The 23,326-nt window shown below is 40.0% G+C and carries 23 protein-coding genes and 1 riboswitch; of the genes, 2 read left to right on the top strand and 21 right to left on the bottom strand.

What is annotated here, in order from left to right; translation table 11 throughout:
* Nucleotides 1-2: 2 nt before the first annotated feature.
* The 9 genes from Q5794_RS04720 to nei form a co-directional block, all read right to left on the bottom strand.
* The gene (locus tag Q5794_RS04720) at nucleotides 3-1,280 is read right to left on the bottom strand and encodes an acetylornithine deacetylase (protein WP_214984938.1); all 1,278 of its coding nucleotides are present in this window, start codon (nucleotides 1,278-1,280) and stop codon (nucleotides 3-5) included.
* A 114-nt stretch (nucleotides 1,281-1,394) separates the two neighbouring features.
* A riboswitch (TPP riboswitch) is annotated at nucleotides 1,395-1,497 on the bottom strand.
* A 219-nt stretch (nucleotides 1,498-1,716) separates the two neighbouring features.
* Nucleotides 1,717-2,727 carry a MupG family TIM beta-alpha barrel fold protein gene (locus Q5794_RS04715; protein ID WP_374988750.1) on the bottom strand — a complete coding sequence of 337 codons (1,011 nt, stop codon included), beginning with the start codon at nucleotides 2,725-2,727 and terminating at the stop codon, nucleotides 1,717-1,719.
* Nucleotides 2,724-4,085 (bottom strand): PTS transporter subunit EIIC, encoded by a 1,362-nt coding sequence (locus Q5794_RS04710; protein ID WP_214984934.1) that lies wholly within the window; start codon nucleotides 4,083-4,085, stop codon nucleotides 2,724-2,726. Before Q5794_RS04710 ends, Q5794_RS04715 begins: the two co-directional genes overlap by 4 nt.
* Before the next feature lie 89 nt (nucleotides 4,086-4,174).
* Entirely contained in the window at nucleotides 4,175-5,029 is an 855-nt protein-coding gene (locus Q5794_RS04705; RefSeq protein ID WP_013081906.1) for a MurR/RpiR family transcriptional regulator, read from the bottom strand.
* Nucleotides 5,030-5,041: 12 nt separating this feature from the next.
* Complete coding sequence (gene murQ, locus Q5794_RS04700) at nucleotides 5,042-5,947, bottom strand: N-acetylmuramic acid 6-phosphate etherase (protein ID WP_214984932.1); 906 nt, start codon at nucleotides 5,945-5,947, stop codon at nucleotides 5,042-5,044.
* A gap of 153 nt (nucleotides 5,948-6,100) precedes the next feature.
* On the bottom strand, nucleotides 6,101-7,135 hold the full coding sequence (locus Q5794_RS04695) for a DUF6612 family protein (protein ID WP_374988749.1): 1,035 nt from the start codon (nucleotides 7,133-7,135) through the stop codon (nucleotides 6,101-6,103).
* 11 nt (nucleotides 7,136-7,146) lie between these two features.
* Entirely contained in the window at nucleotides 7,147-7,485 is a 339-nt protein-coding gene (locus tag Q5794_RS04690) for a hypothetical protein (protein ID WP_374988748.1), read from the bottom strand.
* A 215-nt stretch (nucleotides 7,486-7,700) separates the two neighbouring features.
* Nucleotides 7,701-8,078: a MaoC family dehydratase N-terminal domain-containing protein gene (locus tag Q5794_RS04685; protein ID WP_192996701.1), complete on the bottom strand. Its 378-nt coding sequence runs from the start codon at nucleotides 8,076-8,078 to the stop codon at nucleotides 7,701-7,703.
* Between the two features lie 102 nt (nucleotides 8,079-8,180).
* A complete protein-coding gene (nei, locus tag Q5794_RS04680) occupies nucleotides 8,181-8,999 on the bottom strand; it encodes an endonuclease VIII (RefSeq protein ID WP_374988747.1) in 819 nt (272 codons plus the stop codon).
* 247 nt (nucleotides 9,000-9,246) lie between these two features.
* Here nei and Q5794_RS04675 point away from each other — a divergent pair, with 247 nt between their 5' ends.
* Together Q5794_RS04675 and Q5794_RS04670 are read left to right on the top strand one after the other, a co-directional pair.
* Nucleotides 9,247-9,399 (top strand): DUF3231 family protein, encoded by a 153-nt coding sequence (locus Q5794_RS04675; protein ID WP_251033928.1) that lies wholly within the window; start codon nucleotides 9,247-9,249, stop codon nucleotides 9,397-9,399.
* A 4-nt stretch (nucleotides 9,400-9,403) separates the two neighbouring features.
* Nucleotides 9,404-9,499, top strand: a complete 96-nt coding sequence (locus Q5794_RS04670; RefSeq protein ID WP_285229662.1) for a hypothetical protein — start codon at nucleotides 9,404-9,406, stop codon at nucleotides 9,497-9,499.
* Nucleotides 9,500-9,525: 26 nt separating this feature from the next.
* Here Q5794_RS04670 and Q5794_RS04665 read toward each other — a convergent pair whose 3' ends face one another.
* The 12 genes from Q5794_RS04665 to Q5794_RS04610 form a co-directional block, all read right to left on the bottom strand.
* The gene (locus Q5794_RS04665) at nucleotides 9,526-10,542 is read right to left on the bottom strand and encodes an iron ABC transporter permease (RefSeq protein WP_214984928.1); all 1,017 of its coding nucleotides are present in this window, start codon (nucleotides 10,540-10,542) and stop codon (nucleotides 9,526-9,528) included.
* Between the two features lie 6 nt (nucleotides 10,543-10,548).
* A complete protein-coding gene (locus Q5794_RS04660) occupies nucleotides 10,549-11,583 on the bottom strand; it encodes an iron ABC transporter permease (RefSeq protein WP_214984926.1) in 1,035 nt (344 codons plus the stop codon).
* 79 nt (nucleotides 11,584-11,662) lie between these two features.
* Nucleotides 11,663-12,607: an ABC transporter substrate-binding protein gene (locus tag Q5794_RS04655; RefSeq protein ID WP_028412138.1), complete on the bottom strand. Its 945-nt coding sequence runs from the start codon at nucleotides 12,605-12,607 to the stop codon at nucleotides 11,663-11,665.
* Between the two features lie 173 nt (nucleotides 12,608-12,780).
* Nucleotides 12,781-12,975: a hypothetical protein gene (locus Q5794_RS04650; RefSeq protein WP_251033927.1), complete on the bottom strand. Its 195-nt coding sequence runs from the start codon at nucleotides 12,973-12,975 to the stop codon at nucleotides 12,781-12,783.
* A 110-nt stretch (nucleotides 12,976-13,085) separates the two neighbouring features.
* Nucleotides 13,086-14,276, bottom strand: a complete 1,191-nt coding sequence (locus tag Q5794_RS04645) for an acyl-CoA dehydrogenase family protein (RefSeq protein WP_214984924.1) — start codon at nucleotides 14,274-14,276, stop codon at nucleotides 13,086-13,088.
* A 15-nt stretch (nucleotides 14,277-14,291) separates the two neighbouring features.
* Nucleotides 14,292-15,425 carry an FMNH2-dependent alkanesulfonate monooxygenase gene (gene ssuD / locus Q5794_RS04640; protein ID WP_374988746.1) on the bottom strand — a complete coding sequence of 378 codons (1,134 nt, stop codon included), beginning with the start codon at nucleotides 15,423-15,425 and terminating at the stop codon, nucleotides 14,292-14,294.
* A 107-nt stretch (nucleotides 15,426-15,532) separates the two neighbouring features.
* The gene (locus Q5794_RS04635; protein ID WP_374988745.1) at nucleotides 15,533-16,714 is read right to left on the bottom strand and encodes an acyl-CoA dehydrogenase family protein; all 1,182 of its coding nucleotides are present in this window, start codon (nucleotides 16,712-16,714) and stop codon (nucleotides 15,533-15,535) included.
* Nucleotides 16,711-18,096, bottom strand: a complete 1,386-nt coding sequence (locus tag Q5794_RS04630) for an LLM class flavin-dependent oxidoreductase (protein WP_374988744.1) — start codon at nucleotides 18,094-18,096, stop codon at nucleotides 16,711-16,713. Before Q5794_RS04630 ends, Q5794_RS04635 begins: the two co-directional genes overlap by 4 nt.
* A gap of 307 nt (nucleotides 18,097-18,403) precedes the next feature.
* The gene (locus Q5794_RS04625) at nucleotides 18,404-19,063 is read right to left on the bottom strand and encodes an HAD family hydrolase (RefSeq protein WP_192996693.1); all 660 of its coding nucleotides are present in this window, start codon (nucleotides 19,061-19,063) and stop codon (nucleotides 18,404-18,406) included.
* A 113-nt stretch (nucleotides 19,064-19,176) separates the two neighbouring features.
* A complete protein-coding gene (locus Q5794_RS04620; RefSeq protein ID WP_047932361.1) occupies nucleotides 19,177-20,556 on the bottom strand; it encodes an APC family permease in 1,380 nt (459 codons plus the stop codon).
* A 299-nt stretch (nucleotides 20,557-20,855) separates the two neighbouring features.
* Nucleotides 20,856-21,812: an agmatinase gene (speB, locus tag Q5794_RS04615; protein WP_214984912.1), complete on the bottom strand. Its 957-nt coding sequence runs from the start codon at nucleotides 21,810-21,812 to the stop codon at nucleotides 20,856-20,858.
* Between the two features lie 122 nt (nucleotides 21,813-21,934).
* On the bottom strand, nucleotides 21,935-23,311 hold the full coding sequence (locus tag Q5794_RS04610; RefSeq protein ID WP_057239260.1) for a putrescine aminotransferase: 1,377 nt from the start codon (nucleotides 23,309-23,311) through the stop codon (nucleotides 21,935-21,937).
* Nucleotides 23,312-23,326 lie beyond the last annotated feature (15 nt).

Here is a 23,326-nt window from a genome sequence, read left to right as displayed (position 1 = left end):
GATCACTCCTTATGCGTATGCAGCCACGTATAAATGAACTGCACCATCACTTTTGTATATTGAATAAGCTGATTGATATCTAATTGTTCGTTCACAGCATGTGCATTTGCTAAATTCCCCGGACCGTAAATAGCTGCTGGGATACCCGCATCAGCTAGCCAACCGCCATCTGTTACGCTAGTTGACACATCGATTAGAGGCTTTTTCCCTTCAATTTGTTCATGAGTATTTGCAAGCAGCTGTACTCCAGCATGATTTTCATCAATTTCTAATGACGGGAAGATTTCTCCTCTGTCTTCAATCATTGATGTGCCTCCCCATTCAAAGGTTGGCAGATTATCTTTTAACCATGGATCTGCTTTTGCAATAGCTAAAATGTATTCTTCCACTTCTTTTGATACTTGGTCGTATGATTCATTGGGATAATAGTGAACGGTGATCCACAGCCTGCATTCATCTGCAATAAACGCAGCATGCCTTCCGCCTTCGATTACTGCTGGGTTAATCGTATTTGTCCCCGGCAAAAATCCTGGATAGCTTTTTGTAACAGCCCAGTGGCGCTCTAATTCTTGCAGCCCTCCGATCACTTTTGCCATCTTCTCAATAGCACTCGCAGCTAACAGCCCTCCTCCAGCATGAATCATACTTCGGCGTGTACCGTCATGATAGGTTTTGCTGCTTTTTATCGTAATCCATCCCGTGATCACTCCGCCTTGACCTTGAATATGTAAATCACTCGTATCGGCAACGAGCGCAAAGTCAGCAGTATATCCTTTCTGACAGCATTGCAGCGTACCTGCTTCTCCCACTTCTTCTCCTACAACGGATTCAAAAATCAAGTCTCCCGGCAGTTCAATTCCTGCTTCCGTTAAAAGCTTCACTGCAAATAATGCTCCTGCCAAGCCGCCTTTCATATCAGCAACTCCGCGTCCGATTATCATATTGTCTTTTACCACAGCTTCAAACGGATTTGTCTCCCACTTTTCATTTTCTTGTACCTCAGCAACATCCATATGCCCGTTAATAATCAAGCTTTGATAGTCAGCTGATTTTTGTCCTTTTAACGTACCCACTACGATGGGATCGTTGGAATATAAGTCCCACATATCGATGGAAAAACCGCAGTTTTTAAGGAAATCCGCTACGTACAGCTGCGCTTCATGAGAATTTCGTGCAGGAGGCGCGGGCGTTTTATATGAAACAAGCGTTGTTAATAACTGGATTAGCTCCCCTTTGCGCTCCTCTACCTGTTTGACAAGCAAATCAATTGTTTCTTCCATGTATGACACCTTCCTTTACGCATAAAAAAACACTTCTTTCGCAGGAAAGAAGTGTTTTTGTTTATATACACAAAATTATTATAACGAGTTCGTAAGGAAATCCCATACAAAACATCCATTACAATACCTCTTTCCTACGCTAGTATTACCTAGTTCAGGTTATAAGGGTTAAGACTTCTCGTCTCTCTCAGCTTCGAAAGCACCCCTAGTGGTGTTGTATCTCTATGAAATTAAACTATTATCATATGTTTACCTTTAATAGTTTTATCATAGTAAAGCGTTTTATTCAATAGAAAGGTTCATGATTCAGCAATGAAAATAGTTTCCTTTTTAGTAAAATAAAAAGCACACACCTTTTTTAAGCAGTGTGTGCTCTTTACTTTTATAAGCTTACTAGTTAGCTATCGGCTTCTTTAAAAATACGCGGTTTTTCCATTTAGACAGTGACAAGCTCAAGTTTTTGCCCCGGCCTCACTAACGAAATCAGCTCATGATCTTCCTCTATCACATACCCAATCACGTTAACGTTAGCATTGGCAGGCAAATTCGTTTTAGCTATTTGAACCTCTCCTCTGTAACGTCCGTAGCCATCATTGTCCATTGTAATTGCTCCGATTCTGCGTTCTACTGTATGACATGGCGGCACTGGTTTTACAGATCGAGTATCAACTAAACGCAGAACGTCTCTTGATACATCCGGACGCACGCTGTACGTTCCCTCTATATGAGGTGAACGAATGCGCAGCGGAATAATGCGGCTTTCTTGATATTGAACTAAACGCTTTAATAAACTCGAACCCGGGTATGGATCTCCAATATAAACCTCCGATACTCCGCATCTGTATAAATCTACTGCAGAGGTAAAAGGACATCTATTACGGTCTTTTTCTCTAGTAGGAAGACCTTGATAAATAGGGCCTCTTTTTTCGCCTTCTCCAGGAATATAAGCGCAGACTGGAATACGAAGTTCATTAAATAAATCTGTCTGCTGTTGAAAAAACGTTTCTTCAAGTCCTGTTTCAGGCCGCGGATAAAAATTATGCCATGCAAGCAGCTGATGATGATGAAGCCCTGCAGATAAGAGTGCTTCAATTTCTTGTTTGGATAACGTACTTGCATTAACAGCAATATAAAATTCATTCGCAAGCGAAAGAGTTTCTTCTACGCTAAAGCCACCGTCTAGTCTAATACCAGATACGCCAAGTGAAGATAGCGACATAAGGCTTTCAATACCTAAATGAACTGGCGTATACTTGGATACGTCTGCATACACGCTTATTCCACAATCTCTAGCCACATGAAGCAATTCTTTTGCCCGTTCAGCCAAATCTCCTGTTTCCTCTGGAATGTGAAGCGAAGTGAATGCACGTGTGACGCCGCACTCACTTGCTTCTATTAATCTTTTTTTAGCATTTTTATCATTTAAATAAAACGAAATGCCAATCATTCAAACTCCCTCGCCATTTCATCGTTGAATCCAAAGAAATACGTACAGACAAAGCCTGCTGCGTAAGCAATAACTAATCCGAGTAAATAAAGAAGAATTTGATGCGCATGAACTAAAAACGTAAGCGGTAAACCTGATACCCCCACTGCTACAGTTGCAATATGAAAGTGCGCCTGAAATGCTCCGCCGATTCCAGCTCCGAGACAAGCGGTTAAGAATGGACGCCCTAAAGGAAGTGTGACTCCAAAAATAAGCGGCTCTCCGATTCCAAGCAGCCCTGAAGGAAGAGCGCCTCCAATTGCTCGCTTTAAACGTTTTTTCTTTGTTTTGATATAAATAGCAAAAGCGGCACCTACCTGACCAGCTCCGCCCATTGCCAGTATAGGAAGAAGCGGATCATCTCCAATTGAATTGATAAGCTCTAAATGAACAGGAGTAAGACCTTGATGCAGTCCTGTAATGACGAGCGGCAAGAACGTTGCTCCTAAAACAAAGCCTGCTACAACTCCTCCAACCTCTAAAACTCCTAAAAGGCCTTTTGTGATTCCGTCTGAAATCAAGCCGCTGATTGGCATGAACACTACATACGTAATAATGCCTGTAATTAGCACCGTAACGGTCGGTGTAATAATAATATCCAGTGACTGAGGGACAAATTTACGCACTCGTTTTTCCACTACGGCCATAAAGATTGCTGCAAGCAAGACGCCTATTAAGCCGCCCCGCCCCGGCAAAAGTGCTTCACCGAAAAGTTTAATATCAGCTACGGCAGGATTAATGACTAAAATACCGGCTAAGCCTCCTAGAGCGGGCGAACCACCAAATTCTTTTGCAGCATTAATGCCTACTAAAATACCAAGATAAGCAAATAAGCCGCTTCCGATAACGGTTAAAAGAATAGCAATCTGTGAATCTGCCGGAAGCCACTTCGCTTGAACAGCTGCTTTTGTCACTCCGGTGATAAGTCCAGATGCTACAAGAGCAGGTATTAACGGAATAAAAATACTCGCAATTCGTCGAAGCAAGAGCTTAAACGGAGTTGCGTTTTTTTCTTTCAGCTCCGATTTCCGCTGAGCCGCACGATTTTCTAAATTAATACCGCCAGATTCATCAATTAACTTTCCAAATTCCTCTGTTACTTTGTTTACTTTTCCAGGACCAATAATGATTTGCAGCGTTTCTTCTTCAACTAATCCGAGTACGCCTTCAAGCTTTCGTATATCTGCCTTTTTTACAATTGAATCATCTTTTACAGTCACGCGCAGCCGAGTCATACAATGCGTATACGCTTCAATATTCGATGCTCCCCCAAGCATCTCCAAAATAACCTTTGCTAATTGATGATTATCTAAAGACATGTTAATCCCCCTTTGTATTTTCCTCTTAGATGGATACGGTACTGAGGAAACAGACCACAAAATCCCCTTTTTGTAACCGCTTTCTTTTTTTATTTCTTAGTTTTCAAAAACTGAATGGCATCCCTTGTTTTATCAATATATTCAATCGTCTGGTCATACTGCTGCGCTGCAATACTTAAAAATAACACATCAATCACATAAAGCTGGGCCAAACGAGACGATGTAGCTGCGCTTCGAAACGGCGCTTCTTGAGAATAAGACGTATACAAACAAATATCAGCTAAAGACGAAACGGTAGACTGTCCGTACTTGGTTAAGCTAATCGTCTTTACTCCGCGATTTTTAGCTAAAGATAAGACGTTGCTTACTTCAGGAGTCTCCCCTGAAAAAGAGATGCCCACAACTACATCGTCTTTACTTGCATTTGCGATGAGTGTAGCTGCTAGATGGCTATCTGCAAAAGCCGTCGCATTTTTATTAATTCGAAGAAATTTTTGCTGCGCATCCATAGCAATAATATGTGAAGCACCGATTCCAAAAAAATGAATGTTTTTGGCTTCAATCAGCGCCAAAACAGCCCGCTCTGCTTCTTTGTAATTCACAAGCTCGGCCGTATCACTTAGACTTTGAATGCTGTTGCTTGCCGTTTTTTTGACAATAGATTGAATCGTTTCATTTGTTTCAATATCCCGGTATCCTTGCTCCGTATCTCTAGCTAAATCACCGGCTACTCTTACCTTTAATTCTTGAAACCCGCTAACCCCGATAGATTTACACAAACGAATAACAGCAGCACTGCTAGCATTCGCTAGTCTACCTAATTCTCCAGCCGTACTGTTTACCACAGTATGCGGATTATTTAAAATATATTCAGCAATTTTCCTCTCCGAATCAGGAAGCTTAGCCACCGTGTTTTTAATCATTGTTAATCCGCCTGTTGACATCGTTTCTCTCCTTTATACGTAATGTTCAATCGCTTTTCTCACATAACCGCCCGCATTATTCAGTAACATCTTCGCGGTGTCGTAATTTTCATTTGTTTTGATCATAACCACTGCTGTTTTTACCTCATTATTTGCTTCTTCAAGCGTTTGACTTGCTTGTTCATAAGAAACACCTGTAATTTTACAAATAATACCTATTGCTCGTTCTTTAAGCTTTTCGTTACTCACATGAACATCTATCATTAAGTTTTCATACGCTTTTCCTACTTTGATCATAGCCGCGGTAGAAATCATGTTAAGAATCATTTTATGAGCGCTTGCTGCTTTTAACCTTGTGGAACCTGTTAGCACTTCCGGACCTACTACCACCTCAATACTATGGTCCGCTTCTTTTCCAATAAGAGAATTATCATTGCAAGACAGCGCCACCGTTTTAGCTTTTACAGATTTTGCATATCTTAATGCACCAATCACATAAGGAGTGCGTCCGCTTGCAGCAATTCCAATGACTGTGTCTCGTTCATTCAAATGAATTTTTTGTAAATCTGCTGCTCCCAATTCTTCTTTATCTTCAGCACCTTCAACTGCTTTAACAAATGCTTTTTCTCCTCCAGCCATCAATCCCTGTACCTGATCGGGATTGGTACTGAAAGTAGGCGGGCATTCAACAGCATCCAATACTCCCAGCCTTCCGCTTGTTCCTGCTCCGACATAAATAAGCCGACTTTCCTTTTGAAACGATTCACTTACAAATTCAACTGCCACCTCTACGTCTGGAAGTACTTTTTGTACAGCCAGCGCCACTTTTTGATCTTCTTTATTCATTATGTTTAAAATTTCTTTTGTACTAGCTGTATCTATCTTCATTGTGTGTTCGTTTTGGGACTCTGTTGTTAATAACGTAAGCTGTTCATTCATCTTTTGGGCTCCTTTTTCATCATGTAGTGAAGTTATGGTTATTATAATTTGTTTGAAATATAATTTCAATAATTTATCTTATTTTTTAAAATTATATTTTAAAAAACATAAAAAAACTTCAGGCATATAGCTGAAATCTTTTTTTATGTCTATTTATGATTGTTGAGCAAATGTTAACAGATACTCATCTTGCGTTAAAACTTCGTAATCTTTTTCACCATTTCTTACGACGTGTACAGGGACTGTTTTTGCCGGAAGTAATTCAACTGGCTCACGATAGCGTTTTGCTACTCCGTTAATAAGTTCGTTTACTAACTGCTCGTTACTCAGCTCACCCGCCTGATATTTTTCTGCAAGTGGTGTCATGACTTCCGCTAATACACTTGCATCGTTAAATCCTTGAATTTCGACTTGTACGACGTACGCATCATCTTCAGCACTATACGCTGCATCTTTAATTTTATATTTTGTAGATGAAAGAGCTTTTAGAAAAGCGCTGCTTACTTCGTTTAACTGCTCATCGGTTATATTTGAGCTCAATGATGATAAAGCACCTTCAAAATTCGTTTCAAAAAACTCTACAAACGAACTCTTTTGGAACTCCCCTTTTTCTTTCACCTGTTTCTTATCTTCCTGATTCGGATGTTTAGCAACAAATTGATCTGTATTTTGATAAACAGTTCCTTGAATTAAAGCATCCACGTATTGTCCCGCTTCCTTGGCATAGGCAGCTTGCTTTTCTTTACTTGGCGTTTCGGTGCTGCTATCTTTAGAAGCAGTAGCGGCTTTTGCTTCCACTTTCGGTTTTGTTACATCGTCTAATTGGTTATATGTATACGTATACGTATACGTTTGCTTAGACTTTGAGTTTTCTGTTTTTCCGTCTACTTTAACTGAATACGACTGATTTTTTACTACTTTCTTTACTTGCTTCGTTTCTTTATCAATTGTCACAACAAGCGAAAAATCTTTTCCTTTAATTTGGTCAAGGTCTACAGCGGTATCTCTGCCTTGATTTGTTATTTTATAATAAGCTTTAGCATCATCTGCTACAATTTTTTGCTTTTTGTCTTTGTCTCCGTTAAATGTTAATACATACTCTTTGTCTTTTTCGGTGACGTCAAATTCGTTTGGAAGATTTTTATCATATTTTTGATAGTAGCGTATTGGATTTTGTTGAAGCTCCATGGCGTTATTAATTAAAGCCGCAACGTACTTTTTTCTTCTCCCTGTACTTTTGTGCTTTCTTCTCCAGCCACAGCTAACGTTTCATCACCGTCATGATACATCTTCAATTCTTCGCCGTTCATTTTTGTGTTAATGTAACCTGCTTTACTTTTAAAATCAAACTCTTGTACTCCGTTTACTTGGTAATCAGAGGATCCTTCTTCTTTTCCAGTGACCTTCACTTGAACATTTTTCACCTTTTCTTGTGCTTCTTTCACGTCACCCGTTAATTCCTCTGAAGACGGCATCCCACATGCCGAAAGCAATAGAGCGAATGATAGTGCTAAGCCTGTATTCATTATTTTTTTCATATAAGAAACTCCTTTTTAAATATTTTTCCAAAAATAAGAATTTATGTACTTAGTAAATACACATTTTTACCATTTACGAAACTCAACTTCACTAAATTACCATATTTACATTTAAATGGTAATCAATAAAAGAAGGAAATTGCACAATAAAAAAGTCACGAATCCGTGACTTTTCTAACAACATTCATAACTTATTTTTTGTTGGCGTTTTCATTTTAATCTCTAATAATTCCATTACTTGTCCCTATCAGTACTTCTTTACCTTGTTGATTTCGATACACTGATTTAATTTTCACTTTTTGAAAACCATCTGCTTTTTCTACTTTAGTTAATATGCATTCACAAGTAACTGTATCTCCTGCAAAAACTGGACGAAGAAATTCACTCACCATTTCTCTTGCAATGTAGTTTAAGTCTCCCCCTATTTTTGTCCCAATACTAGCAGTCATAAGTCCATGCACCATTAGCCGCCCTTTTTCGTCACGTTCTATATGATGTTTGCCCCGGTCTCCGGTCATCTCCGCAAACTGCATAATTTCTTCCTCTTGAAACGTTCTTTGCCACGTAAATGTATCTCCTGCTTTACATTCCATCTTATCCCTCCCCTTAAGATTATGACTTTACTTTTAACTATATCACAAAATGAACGATCATTCATTTCCACATCAAAAAAATAGCAGAATAAATATATCCTGCTATTTTTGACAAGTAGGACAGTAATAAAGCCTTCTAGAAGCAGCTTGCACTTTTAAGATAGGCGTGCCGTCAATTCGGCAAGCTTCTCCTTCACGGTTAAAAACCCAGTGGCGGTATTCAGAGCGCTTTTGGCCTTTCTTTTTTAACGTTTCAGCAAGCTTTACATCATTTGTAATGCCACCTGTTTCATAGGACTGTTTTACAAGAGAAATGGTTGCTTCAGCTGCCTTTTTAAGCTGTTCTTCTGTGCAGTCTACGGGACGAGCTACAGGATTAATTCCCGCTACAAATAGGATTTCACTGCGCAAATAATTTCCAATCCCCGCTATAAAGCTTTGGTCTAGCAGCAGCGACGCCCATTTTCTGCGGTAAAATGGCTTAGAATAAAAGCGATCTAAAAGCTCATCTGCCGTTACTTCTTCACTTAAAATATCAGGGCCAACTCTTGATACAAAAGGATGAGCAGAAACTTCTTCATCACGCAATACTTCAATATCAGAAGCGCTATAGAGCAGCGCTGATTTCTTTTCATTATGAATAGCAAGACGCAGCTGTCTGTTTGTAGATGGGTAATTGTAAGACGAACGAACATACCATTTTCCATAAAGCTGATTATGTGAATAAATGGTATAGCCGTTGTCAAAACGAATAAGCATAGCCTTTCCTTTTGTATCTACTCTTTTAATACAAGCTCCTGTTAATACTTCTTTATAGTGCTGCAAAGATGGAAAAGCAAACCATATCTCGCTAACGGGAAGACCGATAATCGCTTTTTCCACTTCGTCGGCTGATCGTCTAATTTCTGGACCTTCTGGCATATAATGAAACTCCTTTCTTGTCTGACTTTCTTCATTTATTATTTCGGTTTTATTTCTGCTTTGCAAGAAAGAAGCGGTTGCGCCCTTCTTTTCCTAAAAGAACCTTTAAATTATGCATGACGTTTACTCTTATAGCAAAATGTTGATACCTTTTTACTTTCTATAGTGTTTATCTTACTTCCTTTGGCTTATACTAGTTGATAACCCTTTAGAAACTTGTTAATTACTTAGGCATGAGAAGTTTATTATGAATAATCAATCATTTTCTCCATTATCAGAAAAACTAATGATGTTCCACCTAGCTGCGATGATTACTGAAAATGCACGTGGTTACGGGCTTGCTATGTCAACAAGCCCGCGTTTAGATCTCGCTTTAAAATTATACAGCATTCACGACTGAAATTTTGGAATACGCCAAAGAAGTATCAAGAATAAGTATTGAACAAGGATGGCTGGAAGAGCCTCCGCATAATCCATGTCCAAAAATTCATTTGGAATAAAAATAAGCTCGCGCTAAAGCGCGAGCTTATTTTTTAGATTCTCTCCACAATAAATAAAGAAAGTACGGAGCACCGATAATGCCGATGATTAATCCGGCCGGAATTTCAACCGGAGGAGCAATTCCTCGCCCAATTAAATCTGCTGCTAGTACAAACAAAGCGCCAAGTAAAGCGGCTGTAGGAATTAGTTGTTTATGTCTCGGTCCCACTAACCGTTTGGCCACATGAGGAATAATAAGCCCTACAAAGCCAATGGTGCCAACAACCGATACAACGGCAGCCGTCATTGCCACTGCGCTTGCTAGTAATACTAGACGAATTAATTCTACTCTAGCCCCTAGCCCTCGAGCCACTTCATCACCTAAATGAATTAAATCTAGCCGGGCAGCTAACAGCCAAATCAGCGGTAATAATATAACCATCCAGGGAAGTAAACCAATCAATTGATCCCATGTCCTTCCCCATAAGCTGCCGCTCAGCCAAATGAGTGCCGCGTTTACGTTTGGATTTGCTTTTGAAATTAACAAGTGAATACCGGATGAACAAAAAGCGCTGACTGCTACACCTATTAATGCAAATCGAATAGGTTCTACTCCTTTTTTATAAGCAAGCAAATAGACGATGACAAAAACAAGCGAGCCTCCTGCAAACGCAGCGGCGGATAAAACAGACGGGCTTGCTAAAGGCAGTAAAATAGTGACTGCAACAGCAGCTAACCCTGATCCGCTTGAAAGACCTAATGTATCTGGACTAGCGAGCGGATTTCTCATAATAGACTGTACGACGACTCCAGACACAGCTAGGCCGATTCCCGTTAAAATAGCTAGCAAAATACGAGGCAGACGAAATTCTACCAAAATAGACGTCAAGTCAGGATCGCCAATACCAATAAAAGACGTAATAATGTCTAGAGGAGGTATGTTAATGTCTCCTAAGCTAAGGCTTATTACGCTCAGCGCTATAATTAAGACAGAAAGAGTGATAAACAGGCCGACAGACTTGAATCGAGATGGCTGCTTTTTTGTTTTATTGACAGTCTGCATATATACTCATGCCTTCCTTTCTGTTTTTTTGCGTCTCGCTAAGTAAATAAAGTACGGCGTTCCAAGTAATGCTGTTACTGCACCCACAGGAGTCTCATACGGGTATGTAATAAATCGCGACAATACGTCTGCTAACAGCAATAAAGATGCACCAAGCAGCGCGCTCATTGGCAAAACGACCCGGTAATCTACGCCTATTAAATAGCGTACCATATGAGGAACAACAAGCCCTACAAATCCAATAGGACCCGCAATAGCCACTGAAACACCAGCTAATACAATCACAACAACTGCCGTGAACGCTCTAATGGCAAAGACCCGCTGCCCGAGTCCTCTAGCTACGTCATCTCCTAAAGACAACAAAGAAGATGCTCTTCCCAAACCAAAGGCAATAATCAGACCTACGATGCTAAAAGGAAGCAATACATGAACATGTCCCCAATCTCGTCCAATAACTGAACCGGTGAGCCAGAACATAACGCCTTCTGTTTTGCTTTCATTAAAAATCAGCAGTGTTTGCGTGAGAGACATAAGCATACCTTGTATAGCAACACCTGTTAAAGCAAGCTTTACATCACTGTCGCCGCCTTTAATCCACGAACTCATCACGTAAACAATAACAGCAGCAACAGCCCCTCCTAAAAATGCACCAAATACCCCGCCAATCATACTTACACCCGGCACTAAAACCGTTAAAAATACCATTGCCGCTGAGGCCCCGGCATTAATACCAAAAATACCAGGAGAAGCTAATGGATTTCTAGTTAATGCTTGCATCAACGCTCCGGCGACAGCCAAGTTAGCGCCAACAAATGCCGTTACCAGTAGGCGAGGCAGACGGACAGTTTGAATAATAGACTGTTCTTTTGATCCGTCAAAATTTAGTATAGCTTGCTTAATCGTTCCAAAAGAAATATGTATAGAACCGATGGAAATAGATAAAAACATTGAAATCAGTAAAAGAATAATAACCGCAAGAAAAATAGCTATTATACGAAGCGGAGATTTGTTTCTTTTGGATAAGCCGTGAACAGCTTTCATAGTAGACTGCGCCTCCTTTCATTCGAAAGTTCATTAAAAAGAAAAAAACAATCCCGCTGGATTGTTCTTTTCTTCGTTATTATTTGCCTTCAAATAATAACTTCTCTGCTTCATCTGCAATACCATTTGCACCTTGTACACTTCGGCGAAGAGACCATTTAAATACATCAACTTCATACACTTGATTATTTTTAACCGCTTTTAGCTCTTTCCATAATGGCTGTTTTGCTAAAGGCGTATGACCTTTTTCATTTCGCATAACAATGAGTTTGTCCGGATCTGCTTTTACAAGCTGTTCCATTGTCATTTTTACACTGTACTCTTTTGTAGGATCTGTTAATGCATTTTTGAAGCCTAATTGCTCAAGAACACCCGTTGTAAAGAAATTTGAAGTTCTAGCATTAATATTACCATTTGCATCAGCGATAACAAGTACATTGCCCGGATTTTTTGGTGCTTTTGCTTTTAAATCCTTCATTTTTTGCTTATGCTCTTCTACCACTTTTTCAACTTTTGCTTTCTTGCCAACCGCTTCTCCTACTTTTAACTCTGTATTTAGTAAATCATCGTAATTAGCATTTAAGTTTTTCAACTCAATCGTTGGCGCAATTTTTGATAATTCTTTGTATACATTTTTATGACGTTCTGAATCCGCGATAATCAAATCTGGCTTCAACAGTTTAATCGACTCTAAGCTTGGCTGTGCTCGCGTGCCAACTGATTTGTATCCTTTGATTTCTTTTAGTACATCTTTATCAATAAGCTGTTCTGCTTTATCATCATCAGCTACTCCTACAGGTTTGATACCAGCATCTAACAATGCATCAATAAAACCTAACTCTAATACGACTACTCGCTTTGGATTTTCTTTTACCTTTGTCTCTCCAAGCTCATGTTTGACCACTCTTGTTTTTTCATTTTTTTCATCGGCTGAATTTTCCTTATTCGTGCTGCTGCAGCCGATAAGCATTCCGATTGCCAGCATTGTAATAAAAGCCAGCAGTCCTATTTTTTTCTTATTCAAATGTCATTCCTCCTGCTTGTATCTTTATGTAGATAATCGACTCTTGAAACTGATAATCGTTATCATTATATCAGTTTTATCTATTTAAACAAGCTGATTCGTGATTTTTTAATTAAAAAAATTATATCTATTCTACAAAAAAAGAGATTGAGACATAACTACATCATTCCAATCTAAAGACGAATAAATGGGATAAACGAGCTAGCAGGGATCACTTGTTCCACCGCTGTTGATTTCCGTACAAGACTTCGCTTTCCGCAGGCGGCCGATGAGCCTCCTCGTCGCTTATGCTCCTGCGGGGTCTCACCGATTCCGCTTTTTTCCCGCAGGAGTCTTCGTCTTGCCTTCCAATCAACAGCTAGAAGCAACTCAATATATGAAACCTACGTTCACCCTCACCATGAAAAAATCCGAACGATTCATCGTTCGGATCTTCCTTCAACTAAACTACTTTTCTCCCAGCCACTTTTTAGACTTTCTATGAATATGGTGTAATAGGGAGCAGTTCACCGCTAAGACACCATTTACCTATGTCACGCAGCTTATAAGCAATAGGATCGTGTAAGCTAATTGTCCGGGCGTTGCGCCAGTATCGGTCAAATTTATACTGATCAGACGTGGCTCTCGCTCCCATCCCATCAAATATAGTAGAAGTAATATGTAAGACCGTTTTGACAGTAAATGTTTTGGCCATCGCAATGGCGACTCCGCACTTACCCCGCTGCTGTTTCGTTAGCGCATCTTCTTTTTTCCATGCATGATCAAATTCTGCAACAGCTTTTTCTATAAGTGCTGAACAAGCATGAAGGTTTAAACTCATTTCACCATATTGCTGAATAATGTAAGGATCTTGCTCCGCTGCTTCAACACCCGAACTTATCCACGGCTTTGTATGAGCCTTCACATAAGCTTTTGATTCCTCCAAAGCTCCTTGAGCAATACCGTACAATAAGTGAGTGAGCATAAGCTGAGCCAAATGCGTTCGCACCGTAGGAAAAACCTTTTGCTCTTCGGCTGCTTTATACAATATTTCTTCTTCATAAACGATAACATCTTCAAACTTTACACTTCCGCTATCCGTTTGACGCTGTCCAAATCCGTCCCAATTATCTTTAGTAACGATTCCGGCTCTATGAGTAGGAAGTACACATAGCAATGCCTCGCCGCTTCCTTCTTCTTGAGCCGATACTAACAAACGGTCTGAATCGGTTGCCCCGGAACAAAAACTCTTGCTTCCGCTAAGCATTAATCGTCCATTTTCTCGAACTGCTTTTAGTCCTGAATCTCTAGGATTAAAGGCATTGCCCCAAAATAGCTGGTGAGCTGCTGTTTCTTTGTAAAAAGTTTTGTACTGCTCAGTACTTCCAAACAGAAACGTCGAACAAACCGTCAAATAATGATACCCCAACAAGTGTGCAAGTGAACTATCTGCTTTCGCAATGATATTCACGACTTTAAAAACAATCGGCCAGCCGGCTCCATAACCTCCGTATTCCTTAGGAATTGGGAGAGCTAAAAGACCGCTTTTTCTAAGCAGATTACGCTCATGTAGAGGCGTTCCACCTTCTCTATCTCTTTTTACAGCAGTTTTGGAAAACTCTTGAGCCAACTGGTTAGCCAATTCAAGGATCTTTTCTTGAGACGCTGCAATCGTTTGGGTGTTGTTCACGATTTCCCTCCTTTCTCACCTTTTAGCGGGTGTTTTACCATTCACTTTCACTTCACCAAATGGACTGATAAATGTGCGCTCGTTCTCATCGTGCTTACGCTTAACTGGAAGCCTTGGAAACAAAAGCTCTGCTGTTCGATATGCTTCTTCTAAATGGGGATATCCAGATAAAATAAATGTTTCGATACCTAACTCTGCATATTCTTTGATTCGTTGTGCCACCGTATCAGCATCTCCTACTAAAGCAGTCCCTGCTCCTCCTCGAACTAACCCTACACCAGCCCATAGATTAGGGCTTACCTCTAAGTTTGAACGATCGCCTTGATGCAAGGCGATCATACGTTTTTGACCTTCTGAATCCATTCGAGAAAATACTTTTTGGGCTGATTTAACTGCTTCTTCATCTACATGTTGAATCAGTTCATCTGCAGCTTTCCAGGCTTCTTCTTCAGTTTCACGAACAATGACATGAAGCCTGATGCCAAATCGAATTTCTCTTCCTGTCTGCTTTGCTTTTTCTTTCATTCGTTTAATTTTTTCTTTGACTTGTGCAGGAGGCTCTCCCCAAGTCAAATAGACGTCTATATGCCTTGAGGCAACGTCCATCGCTACAGGAGAAGAACCTCCAAAATAAAGGGGAGGATACGGTTTTTGGATTGGCGGATAAAGCACGTCTCCACCCTTAACACTCAAGTAGTCTCCTTCGAAGTGAACATCGGATTCATTTAATACCCTTCTCCATATCGTTAAAAATTCATCTGTCAGCTCATAGCGATCGTGATGGTTTAAAAACACTCCGTCTCCTTCTAACTCAACGGGATCTCCTCCTGCTACGACATTAATGAGAAGCCTTCCTTTCGAAAAGCGGTCAAATGTCGCAGCCATTCTTGCGGCTTGTGTAGGCGACATTAAACCCGGGCGTACCGCTACTAAAAACTTCAGATTTTCAGTGACTGGCACTAAAGTAGATGCAGCAATCCACACATCTTCACATGATTTTCCCGTCGGAAGCAAAACCCCGCTATAGCCTAGCTCATCCGCAGCTTGTGCAACTTGTTTGCAATAAGAATAGCTTGCAGCCCTGGCTCCTTCATGGCTTCCTAAATAACGTCCATCTCCATACGTTGGAATAAACCAAAATAACTCCACTTGTATTCGCCCCTTTTGAAAGCTACATAAAAAAACTCCGTTATTACAAATAAACTGCAATAAGGAGCCTCAGTTGTCTGATAGCTTCATTTTTTACTATTTTTAAATCAAGCATACGGATTAGGTGTAGGGTACTGCTGATTCAACACCCAGTTCCCAACCGTTCGAAGCTTGTATTCAGCTGGATTATGAAGAGTATGAGTTCTTACATTACGCCAGAATCGGTCGTATCCGTATTCAGCATGAACCGAACGCGCTCCCATAACTTCAAATATCTTACTTGTGATATCCAGTGCAGTATTACCAGCAAAAACATTGGCAGCCGCTACGTGAACTGCTAGGTTTCCACGTTCTTCTTCCGTTAATTTTCTGCCTTTTTCCCACGCTCCATCCAATATGAGAGCTGCTTCATCTGCAAGTGCACTGGCTGCTTTCGCTTGAATCCAGAGTTCACCGTATTTTCGCAGTATACCTGGATCATCCGAAGCTTTTTCTACTCCTGATGTTAACCAAGGCCTTGTTTTAGAAGCCGTGTAGTTTTGTGCTTCTTCAATTGCTCCAAAAGCGCTTCCTATAAAGACATTCGTTAAAATAATTTGCGACAGCGAGGCTCCAATAGTTGAAAAAGGAGTAGGATTTTCAACAAAATCTCGAATCACTTCATATTCTTCTATTCGTACATTTTTAAAGTCTACATTTCCACTTCCCGTCTGTCTTTGTCCCATCGCATTCCAATCATCTTTGACGGTAATGCCTGTTCTGTCAGTAGGCACGACGCCGTTTAAATATTGTCCCGTTTCTCTGTCATTAAATGATAGCCATAAGTACTGAGAATCAGGCGAACCAGAACCGAACGCTTTCGTTCCATTTAACAGATAACCTTGTGATTGCTTATCGCCTTTTAGGCTTTCTACTAAAGGATTAGAGGCATTTCCCCAAAAAGCTTGCTGCTGAACAGATAAAGGATAAAAATAGGCCTGCTGTTCTTCTGTGCCTTTGATTCGAATATCTGAGACAAACAAGGAGTGATAGCCATATAAGTGACCTAATGCTGCATCGCCTTTCGCCAACTCTTGAACAATAGCCAAAGCCGTTGACCATTTCCCGCCTTCTCCGCCATATTTTTGAGGAATTAATAAATTTAACAGCCCGCTTTGGCGAATAGCATCTTTTTGCTGTTTAGGTGTTCCCCCTTCTTTATCTCTTTGTGCCGCATCCTTTGCAAAAGAAACGGACAGCTTTTTTGCTTGATCAAGATAAATTTCTTCCTTTACAGTTGTTGCAGTCATGTTAAACTCTCCTTTTGGCTCGTCTTTCGATACTGAGCGCCATAGTGTTCATCAGGCAAGAAATGTGATTTTTTAAATAGCTTTTCTCTATAAGTTCCTTCACTGTAATCTGTTTTGAATAAATCTCTTTCCTGCAAAACAGGAATCACTAAATCAATAAAATCAGCAAACGTTCCCGGCGTGGTCACATAAGCCATATTAAATCCATCCACGCCTGTATCGTCTATCCACTCTTCCATAAAATCAGCTACTTGTTCCGGACTTCCCACAGTAACCGGTCCCATTCCTCCGATACTGACAAATTTCACTACTTCTTCTACCGTCCACTTTCTATCGGGATCGCTTATTGTAAATTTCTCTAAAGCGGAACGAACTGAATTCGTCGCAATAAATTCAATAGGCTGTTCTGGTTCATAGGCAGAAACATCGATTCCCGTCCAGCCGCTAAACAGCGTAGCTGCTCCTTCGAAATTGACATAGCTCTCAAACTGAGCAAGCTTCTCCTCAGCCTCTTTTTCAGTTCGTCCAACAATTGGTGTAAATAAATTAAAAATTAATACGCTCTGTGGGTCTCTGCCTTCTGCAGCGATTTGAGCGCGCATTTTTTTCACATAATCTGCGGCTACTTTTTTAGTAGGAAAACTTGTAAAGATACACTCAGCATGTTTGGCGGCAAATTCTCTTCCTGGGGCAGAAGCTCCTGCTTGGAATAAAACTGGAGTTCGCTGCGGGGAAGGTTCTGATAAATGTACACCCGGAACACTAAACCACTTCCCTTTATGATTAATCGGATGAACCCGGTCTGGAAGTGTAAAGATCCCTTTTTCTTTATCTTTTACAACAGATCCTTCCTCCCAACTTCCTTCCCATAATTTATAGCAAACTTCTAAAAATTCATCGGCAATATCATAGCGGGTTTCATGCGTAAAATGTTCTTCTAATCCTAGATTAATTGACCCGCTTTCAAGATATGAAGTCACAATATTCCATGCAATACGTCCATTTGTTAAATGGTCCAACGTCGAAAATTTTCGCGCAAACGCATAAGGCTTCTCATAAGTAGTAGACACCGTTACCCCAAACCCTAAATGCTTTGTGGCATATGCCATAGCGGAAATAAGCGCAGTTGGTTCATTCACCGGAAGCTGAGCAGCTTGTTTAAGAGCTCCTTCGTTACTTTTCCTGTAAACGTCATAAATGCCTAATACATCGGCTAAAAACAAACCGTCAAACTTTCCTTTTTCCAATAGCTTAGCTAACTTCACCCAGTAATCTAACGTTTTATATTCGGCCGCCTGATCACTTGGGTACGTCCACAAACCAGGTGTCTGATGTACAACACAATTCATATCAAACGCATTTAAATAAATATGTTTCCCCATAGAAACCTCCAAAACTAATTAAATACATAAATTAACTAAGAATTAAATCTGTTTGGAAGTAATCTTAAAACATATTCTTCCAGAGTGTCAATAAAACTTCTCTCTTTATAATGAAATATAAATGAAGCTATTACTAATGCTGAATTAGGATTTCTTTAAAGGTTATTGACTTATTATTGCAACAACTAAAAAAACACTACGACGGCGTCTATACCCCTGTAGATAATCATTTTTATTTGACTGAAGAAGCAGTAAAACAATAAAAAAAGCGCCACATTTTCTTTTGAAAAATGTGGCGCTTTTAGCGTTAGTCTTCAATACAAAGATATTGAATCACTTCTTTTAAACTTTTCTCTTTCATCGATTCGATGTGTAAGTGATATCTTTCGAATGACAGATGTTTAGTTAATGGATTTGGTACAATCACACAGCGCAAGCCTGCTGCCATAGCAGCTTTTGCTCCATTAGAAGAATCTTCAAATGCTAAAGCTTCAGAGGGCTCTACTCCTAGCTTTTCAATTGCATTTCGGTAAAGAGCCGGATCTGGCTTCACTTTTTCTACATCATCGCGCGTTTGAATGACTTCAAAATAGTGCAGCAAATCTAGCTCTTTTAAAAATGTTGTTACCCATTCGCGATATGAGCTGCTTGCTAAACCAATTTTTAATCCAAGTTCTTTTGCTTCTGCCAAGTACTCCGCTACACCTTCTCGGGCTACTAATGATTTCATTTTTTCTTGATGACGTCTTAACGATTCTTGAGCTAGTTCCTCTTTTGTGAACTCATTGTTAAACTGCTGAAGCAAGTAATCGTAAAGTGCCGTAGCATCCGTTCCTACATAAGAAGCAAACGTTGCAATCGGTAGATCTACTCCCCTGTCTTCTAACATTTCGCGGTACACCTCGTACCACACAGATTCTGTATCAATAATTAATCCATCAAAATCAAACACAACTGCTTTAATCATAATTTACCTACCTTTTTCTATCTTATCGTTCTTACATAGTAACACGTTCAAAATACGTAATCCATAAATGTGGCTTCCTTAATAAGATAGGCTTAAACAGGTAGTTTCTATCCTTACTTTTCTCCGACTTTCATCAAAGGTGACATTTCTTCTGTTTCCTTAAACTCAATGGAAGACAGCTGCCTTCTAAAACCTTTCGTTGCATACACTAAATAAACTAAACCGGCAATCGCCCAGCCAATACCAAGTAAAAATGAATTGCGCTCCAAGTTAAGCCATAAAACGCCAATCGCCGCTGCTCCTAATAGTGGCATAATAATGTATGACCAAAAACCCTTAGCCGACCGGTGCTGCTTTTGATGAACAGCATAGTGCGCAATAACCGAAATATTAACAAAAGAAAACGCAATGAGTGCTCCAAAATTAATAAATGACGTAGCCGTTGCCAGACTGAAGAAAATGGCAGTTGCTGATACAACTCCGACTAATACAATATTTCGAGAGGGAGTGCGCAGCTTAGGATGAACATAACCAAAAAATGACTGAGGTAAAATTCGATCGCGTCCCATTACGTATAATAAACGCGAAACGCTTGCATGCGATGACATGCCTGATGATAATGTTCCTGCAATTCCTCCAGCTAAAAAGACAATTTGAAACAGCGTACCGCTCACATACATAGCAATTTCAGGAGCCGCAGCGTCTGGATGCTTGAATCCTTCTAACGTTGGAAAAACCGCTTGAATAAAATAAGATGTCACGGTAAACATGACTCCTCCGATTAACGCAACTAAAAAAATAGCTTGCGGAATCGTTTTTTTAGGATTAGGCGTTTCTTCTGATAACATAGCCACTGCATCAAACCCTAAATAGGAAAAACACATAAGTGTGGCTCCCGCTATTAGTCCTGATGACGTCATGTTCTGATTAAAGAAAGGCTTCATGGAAAAAAGAGTACCTTCCCCCATTCCGCCTAACAAGGCTTTGATTGAAACAGCAACAAACAATACTAAAATCGTCATTTGAAATACAACAAGAAACGTATTGAAATTGGCGGTGAAATTAACGCTTCGTAAATTTAGCAGCGTAACGATAATGACGAAGCTGACAACCCAAATCCACGATGGTACCGAAGGAAAAATAGATGATAAATAAATTTGGAAAATAAGTGCGTTAACCATCGGTAAAAAGAGATAATCCATTAGTGCAGACCAGCCAACTAAGAACCCTAAATGTGGATTGATTGTCTTTTGCGTATATGTATAAGCTGACCCTGCATTTGGAAACACTTGAATCATCTTTTTGTAGCTTACTGCCGTGAGAAGCATCCCGACAAGGGCTATGATATAAGACGTGGGAACGTGTCCATTCGTCATATCAGACGCAATCCCAAACGTATCAAACACTACCATCGGAGTCATATATCCGATCCCCATTAATACAATCTGCCATAATTTCAACGACCTTTTTAATGTTACCGTTTCATGTTTCATTTATCTTCCCCCTTCTATTTATTAAGAACATTCTGACAATTAAATCCATAAATGCCTGTATTTAATTTCTTTATATAAAAATGAATGACTTTCATTCATTTTTATATAAAGAGTAGTTACATTTACTATAGCAAATATATGATTTATTTCTTTAAGTTGGTAAGGGTTGCTAACAAACTATCTTTTTCTTTTATCATAATATGAAAGCGCTTTATTTTAAATAGCTATATGTTCCTAATCTCCTGCTATATCAACGCAGAAACACCCTCTGAATAAGAGGGATTTCTGCTTACAAGCCGTTATTCAATCATCGTATCCAATGACTTTCTTTTCGTTTTCACTGCAACTAAACTAGCAAAATCATGAATGATTGTAGCTGCAAGCAACGAGGTTATCTGAGTTGGATCATAAGAAGGCAGCACTTCCACCAGGTCAAATCCAACATAGTTAAATTCCGTCAGAGAACGGATCATCTGCAGCGTTTCTCTGCTGCTGAATCCGCCTACTTCAAGCGTTCCTGTTCCTGGTGCACAAGAAGGATCAACAAAATCAATATCAAACGTTAAAAAGCACGGCGTATCTCCAATAGCTGTCTTCATTTGCTCTAAAATCACTGAAAATCCTTGATGTTCAAGCTCCCCTGCCGTTACTACATGATAACCGAGGTCTTTGCTTTCTTGAACATCTCCCGGATGATTTAATGTTCCTCTGATGCCAATTTGAAAGACCTTCTTTGGATCTACTAGCCCTTCTTCATATGCGCGTATGAAAGGAGATCCGTGCCAATATTTTTCATCGTAATACGTATCCCACGTGTCTGTATGGGAATCAAAATGAATCATAGCCACTGGACCATATCTTTTAGCAGCAGCACGAAGGCTTGCCAAAGTAATTGAATGATCTCCTCCAATTCCAATTGGAACAATTCCTCTATCCATAAGAGTACCTACCGCTTCTTCCATTAATTCATAGCTTCTGTGAATATTATGCGGAATAACGGGCACATCACCAATATCGATAGCATTTGTATCATCGAATGGATATACGTCGTGTACCGGGTGATAAGGAAACAGCGTCATGGAAGCTTGCCGAATTGCCTGAGGTGCAAAGCGCGCACCTACTCTGAAAGATGCTGCCGTATCAAACGGCATCCCTACTAGCCCTACTTTTGCATTTTCTCTTTCCGCTGGCAGCCTCATAAATGAGCCCGTTGTACAAAATTCTGGTTTGACATCTGGGGACAATGGATATTTCATAATTTACTCCTCCGTTTCAATGATTTCAGTTAGTCGCTAGGCATTTCCACTACTAAAATCATTGAAAGCAATACGGGAATAAGAAACGTTTGCCGACTCATATTCATTGCTCCTTGTTACATTTATTGGTGGTTCAGCTCATTTAATACTTTTTCAAATGTAGAAATGACTTGATCTACTTCTTCCGCTGAAATAGTCAACGGCGGCTCAATACGAATTGTTTTAGAGTTTACAAGCGTCCCAGCTACTAGAATCCCTTCGTCAAACATACCTTTAGAAAGCGCGTAGCCAATTTCATCTTGGTGAAACTCAATTCCAATCATTAAACCTTGCCCTCTGATTTCAAGTACTTTATCTCCATGTTTTTCAGCTGCTTTCTTTAAACCAGCAAGGAAATATTCTCCCAGCTCTTTTGCACGGTTTGGCAGCTGCTCTTCAATCAACACGTTAATGGTTGCAATAGCGGCTGCGCAGGCAAGCGGGTTGCCTCCAAACGTTGTTGTGTGCATAAACGGATTATCAAAGAAGCTTGAAAACACTTTTTCTTTGGCTACAACCGCGCCAGCAGGCATAACTCCTCCTCCAAACGCTTTAGCAAGACATAAAATATCTGGTACAACATCGTATAGTTCTGATGCAAACATTTCACCGGTACGTCCCATACCTGTTTGAACTTCATCAAAAATTAAGATAGCGTCGTACTCATCACATAGTGCACGCACTTCTTTTAAATAATTTTCAGGAGGAAGAATAATGCCGCCTTCTCCTTGAATTGGTTCTAATAAAACAGCTGCCACATCTTCCCCTACAAGCGCGCACGTTTCAAATGTTTTGCGCATCATGTCAATATCACCAAACGGTACGTGACGGAAGCCTGGAATTAACGGCAGAAATGGTTTACGGAACATTCCTTTTGCCGTACCTGATAAAGAACCTAGACTTTTTCCATGAAAAGAACGTGTTGTGGAAATAAACGTTGTTCGATCACTATACATTTTCGCTAATTTTAAAGCGGCTTCTACACTTTCTGTTCCGCTGTTTGTGAAAAAGGAATACTTCAAATCCCCCGGTGTAATATCTGCTAAAATTTTAGCAAGCATCGCACGAAGTGGATCTAATAAGTCTTGGCTATGAAGCGCTTGGCGCTGAAGCTGATCTTGAACAGCTTTGACTACTTTAGGATGACGGTGCCCCACGTTATAAATTCCAAATCCGCCCAAACAATCAATGTATTTTTTACCGTTTACATCCGTAAAACAAGAACCTTCATCTGACCATTCAACAGCTGCAAACTGCGTATCCACCGTTACTGTTTTACGATATTCTAAAAAGCCTGGGTTGACATGTTCACGAAATCCCTCTACTGTTTCTTTCGTAATCCACTGTGCTTCTTCAGCTGACACTTCGCTTTTTTCAATAAGTCCTAGCACTTTGTTGATATATTCGTTTACTTCACCATATGCTTTGTTTACCTCTTGATTTTTCGTCACTGTATTCATTTCAATATCGCTCCT

The organism is Priestia megaterium (genome assembly GCF_041941685.1).
Taxonomy (GTDB): domain Bacteria; phylum Bacillota; class Bacilli; order Bacillales; family Bacillaceae_H; genus Priestia; species Priestia megaterium_C.
This window is presented reverse-complemented; position numbering and strand designations above follow the sequence as displayed.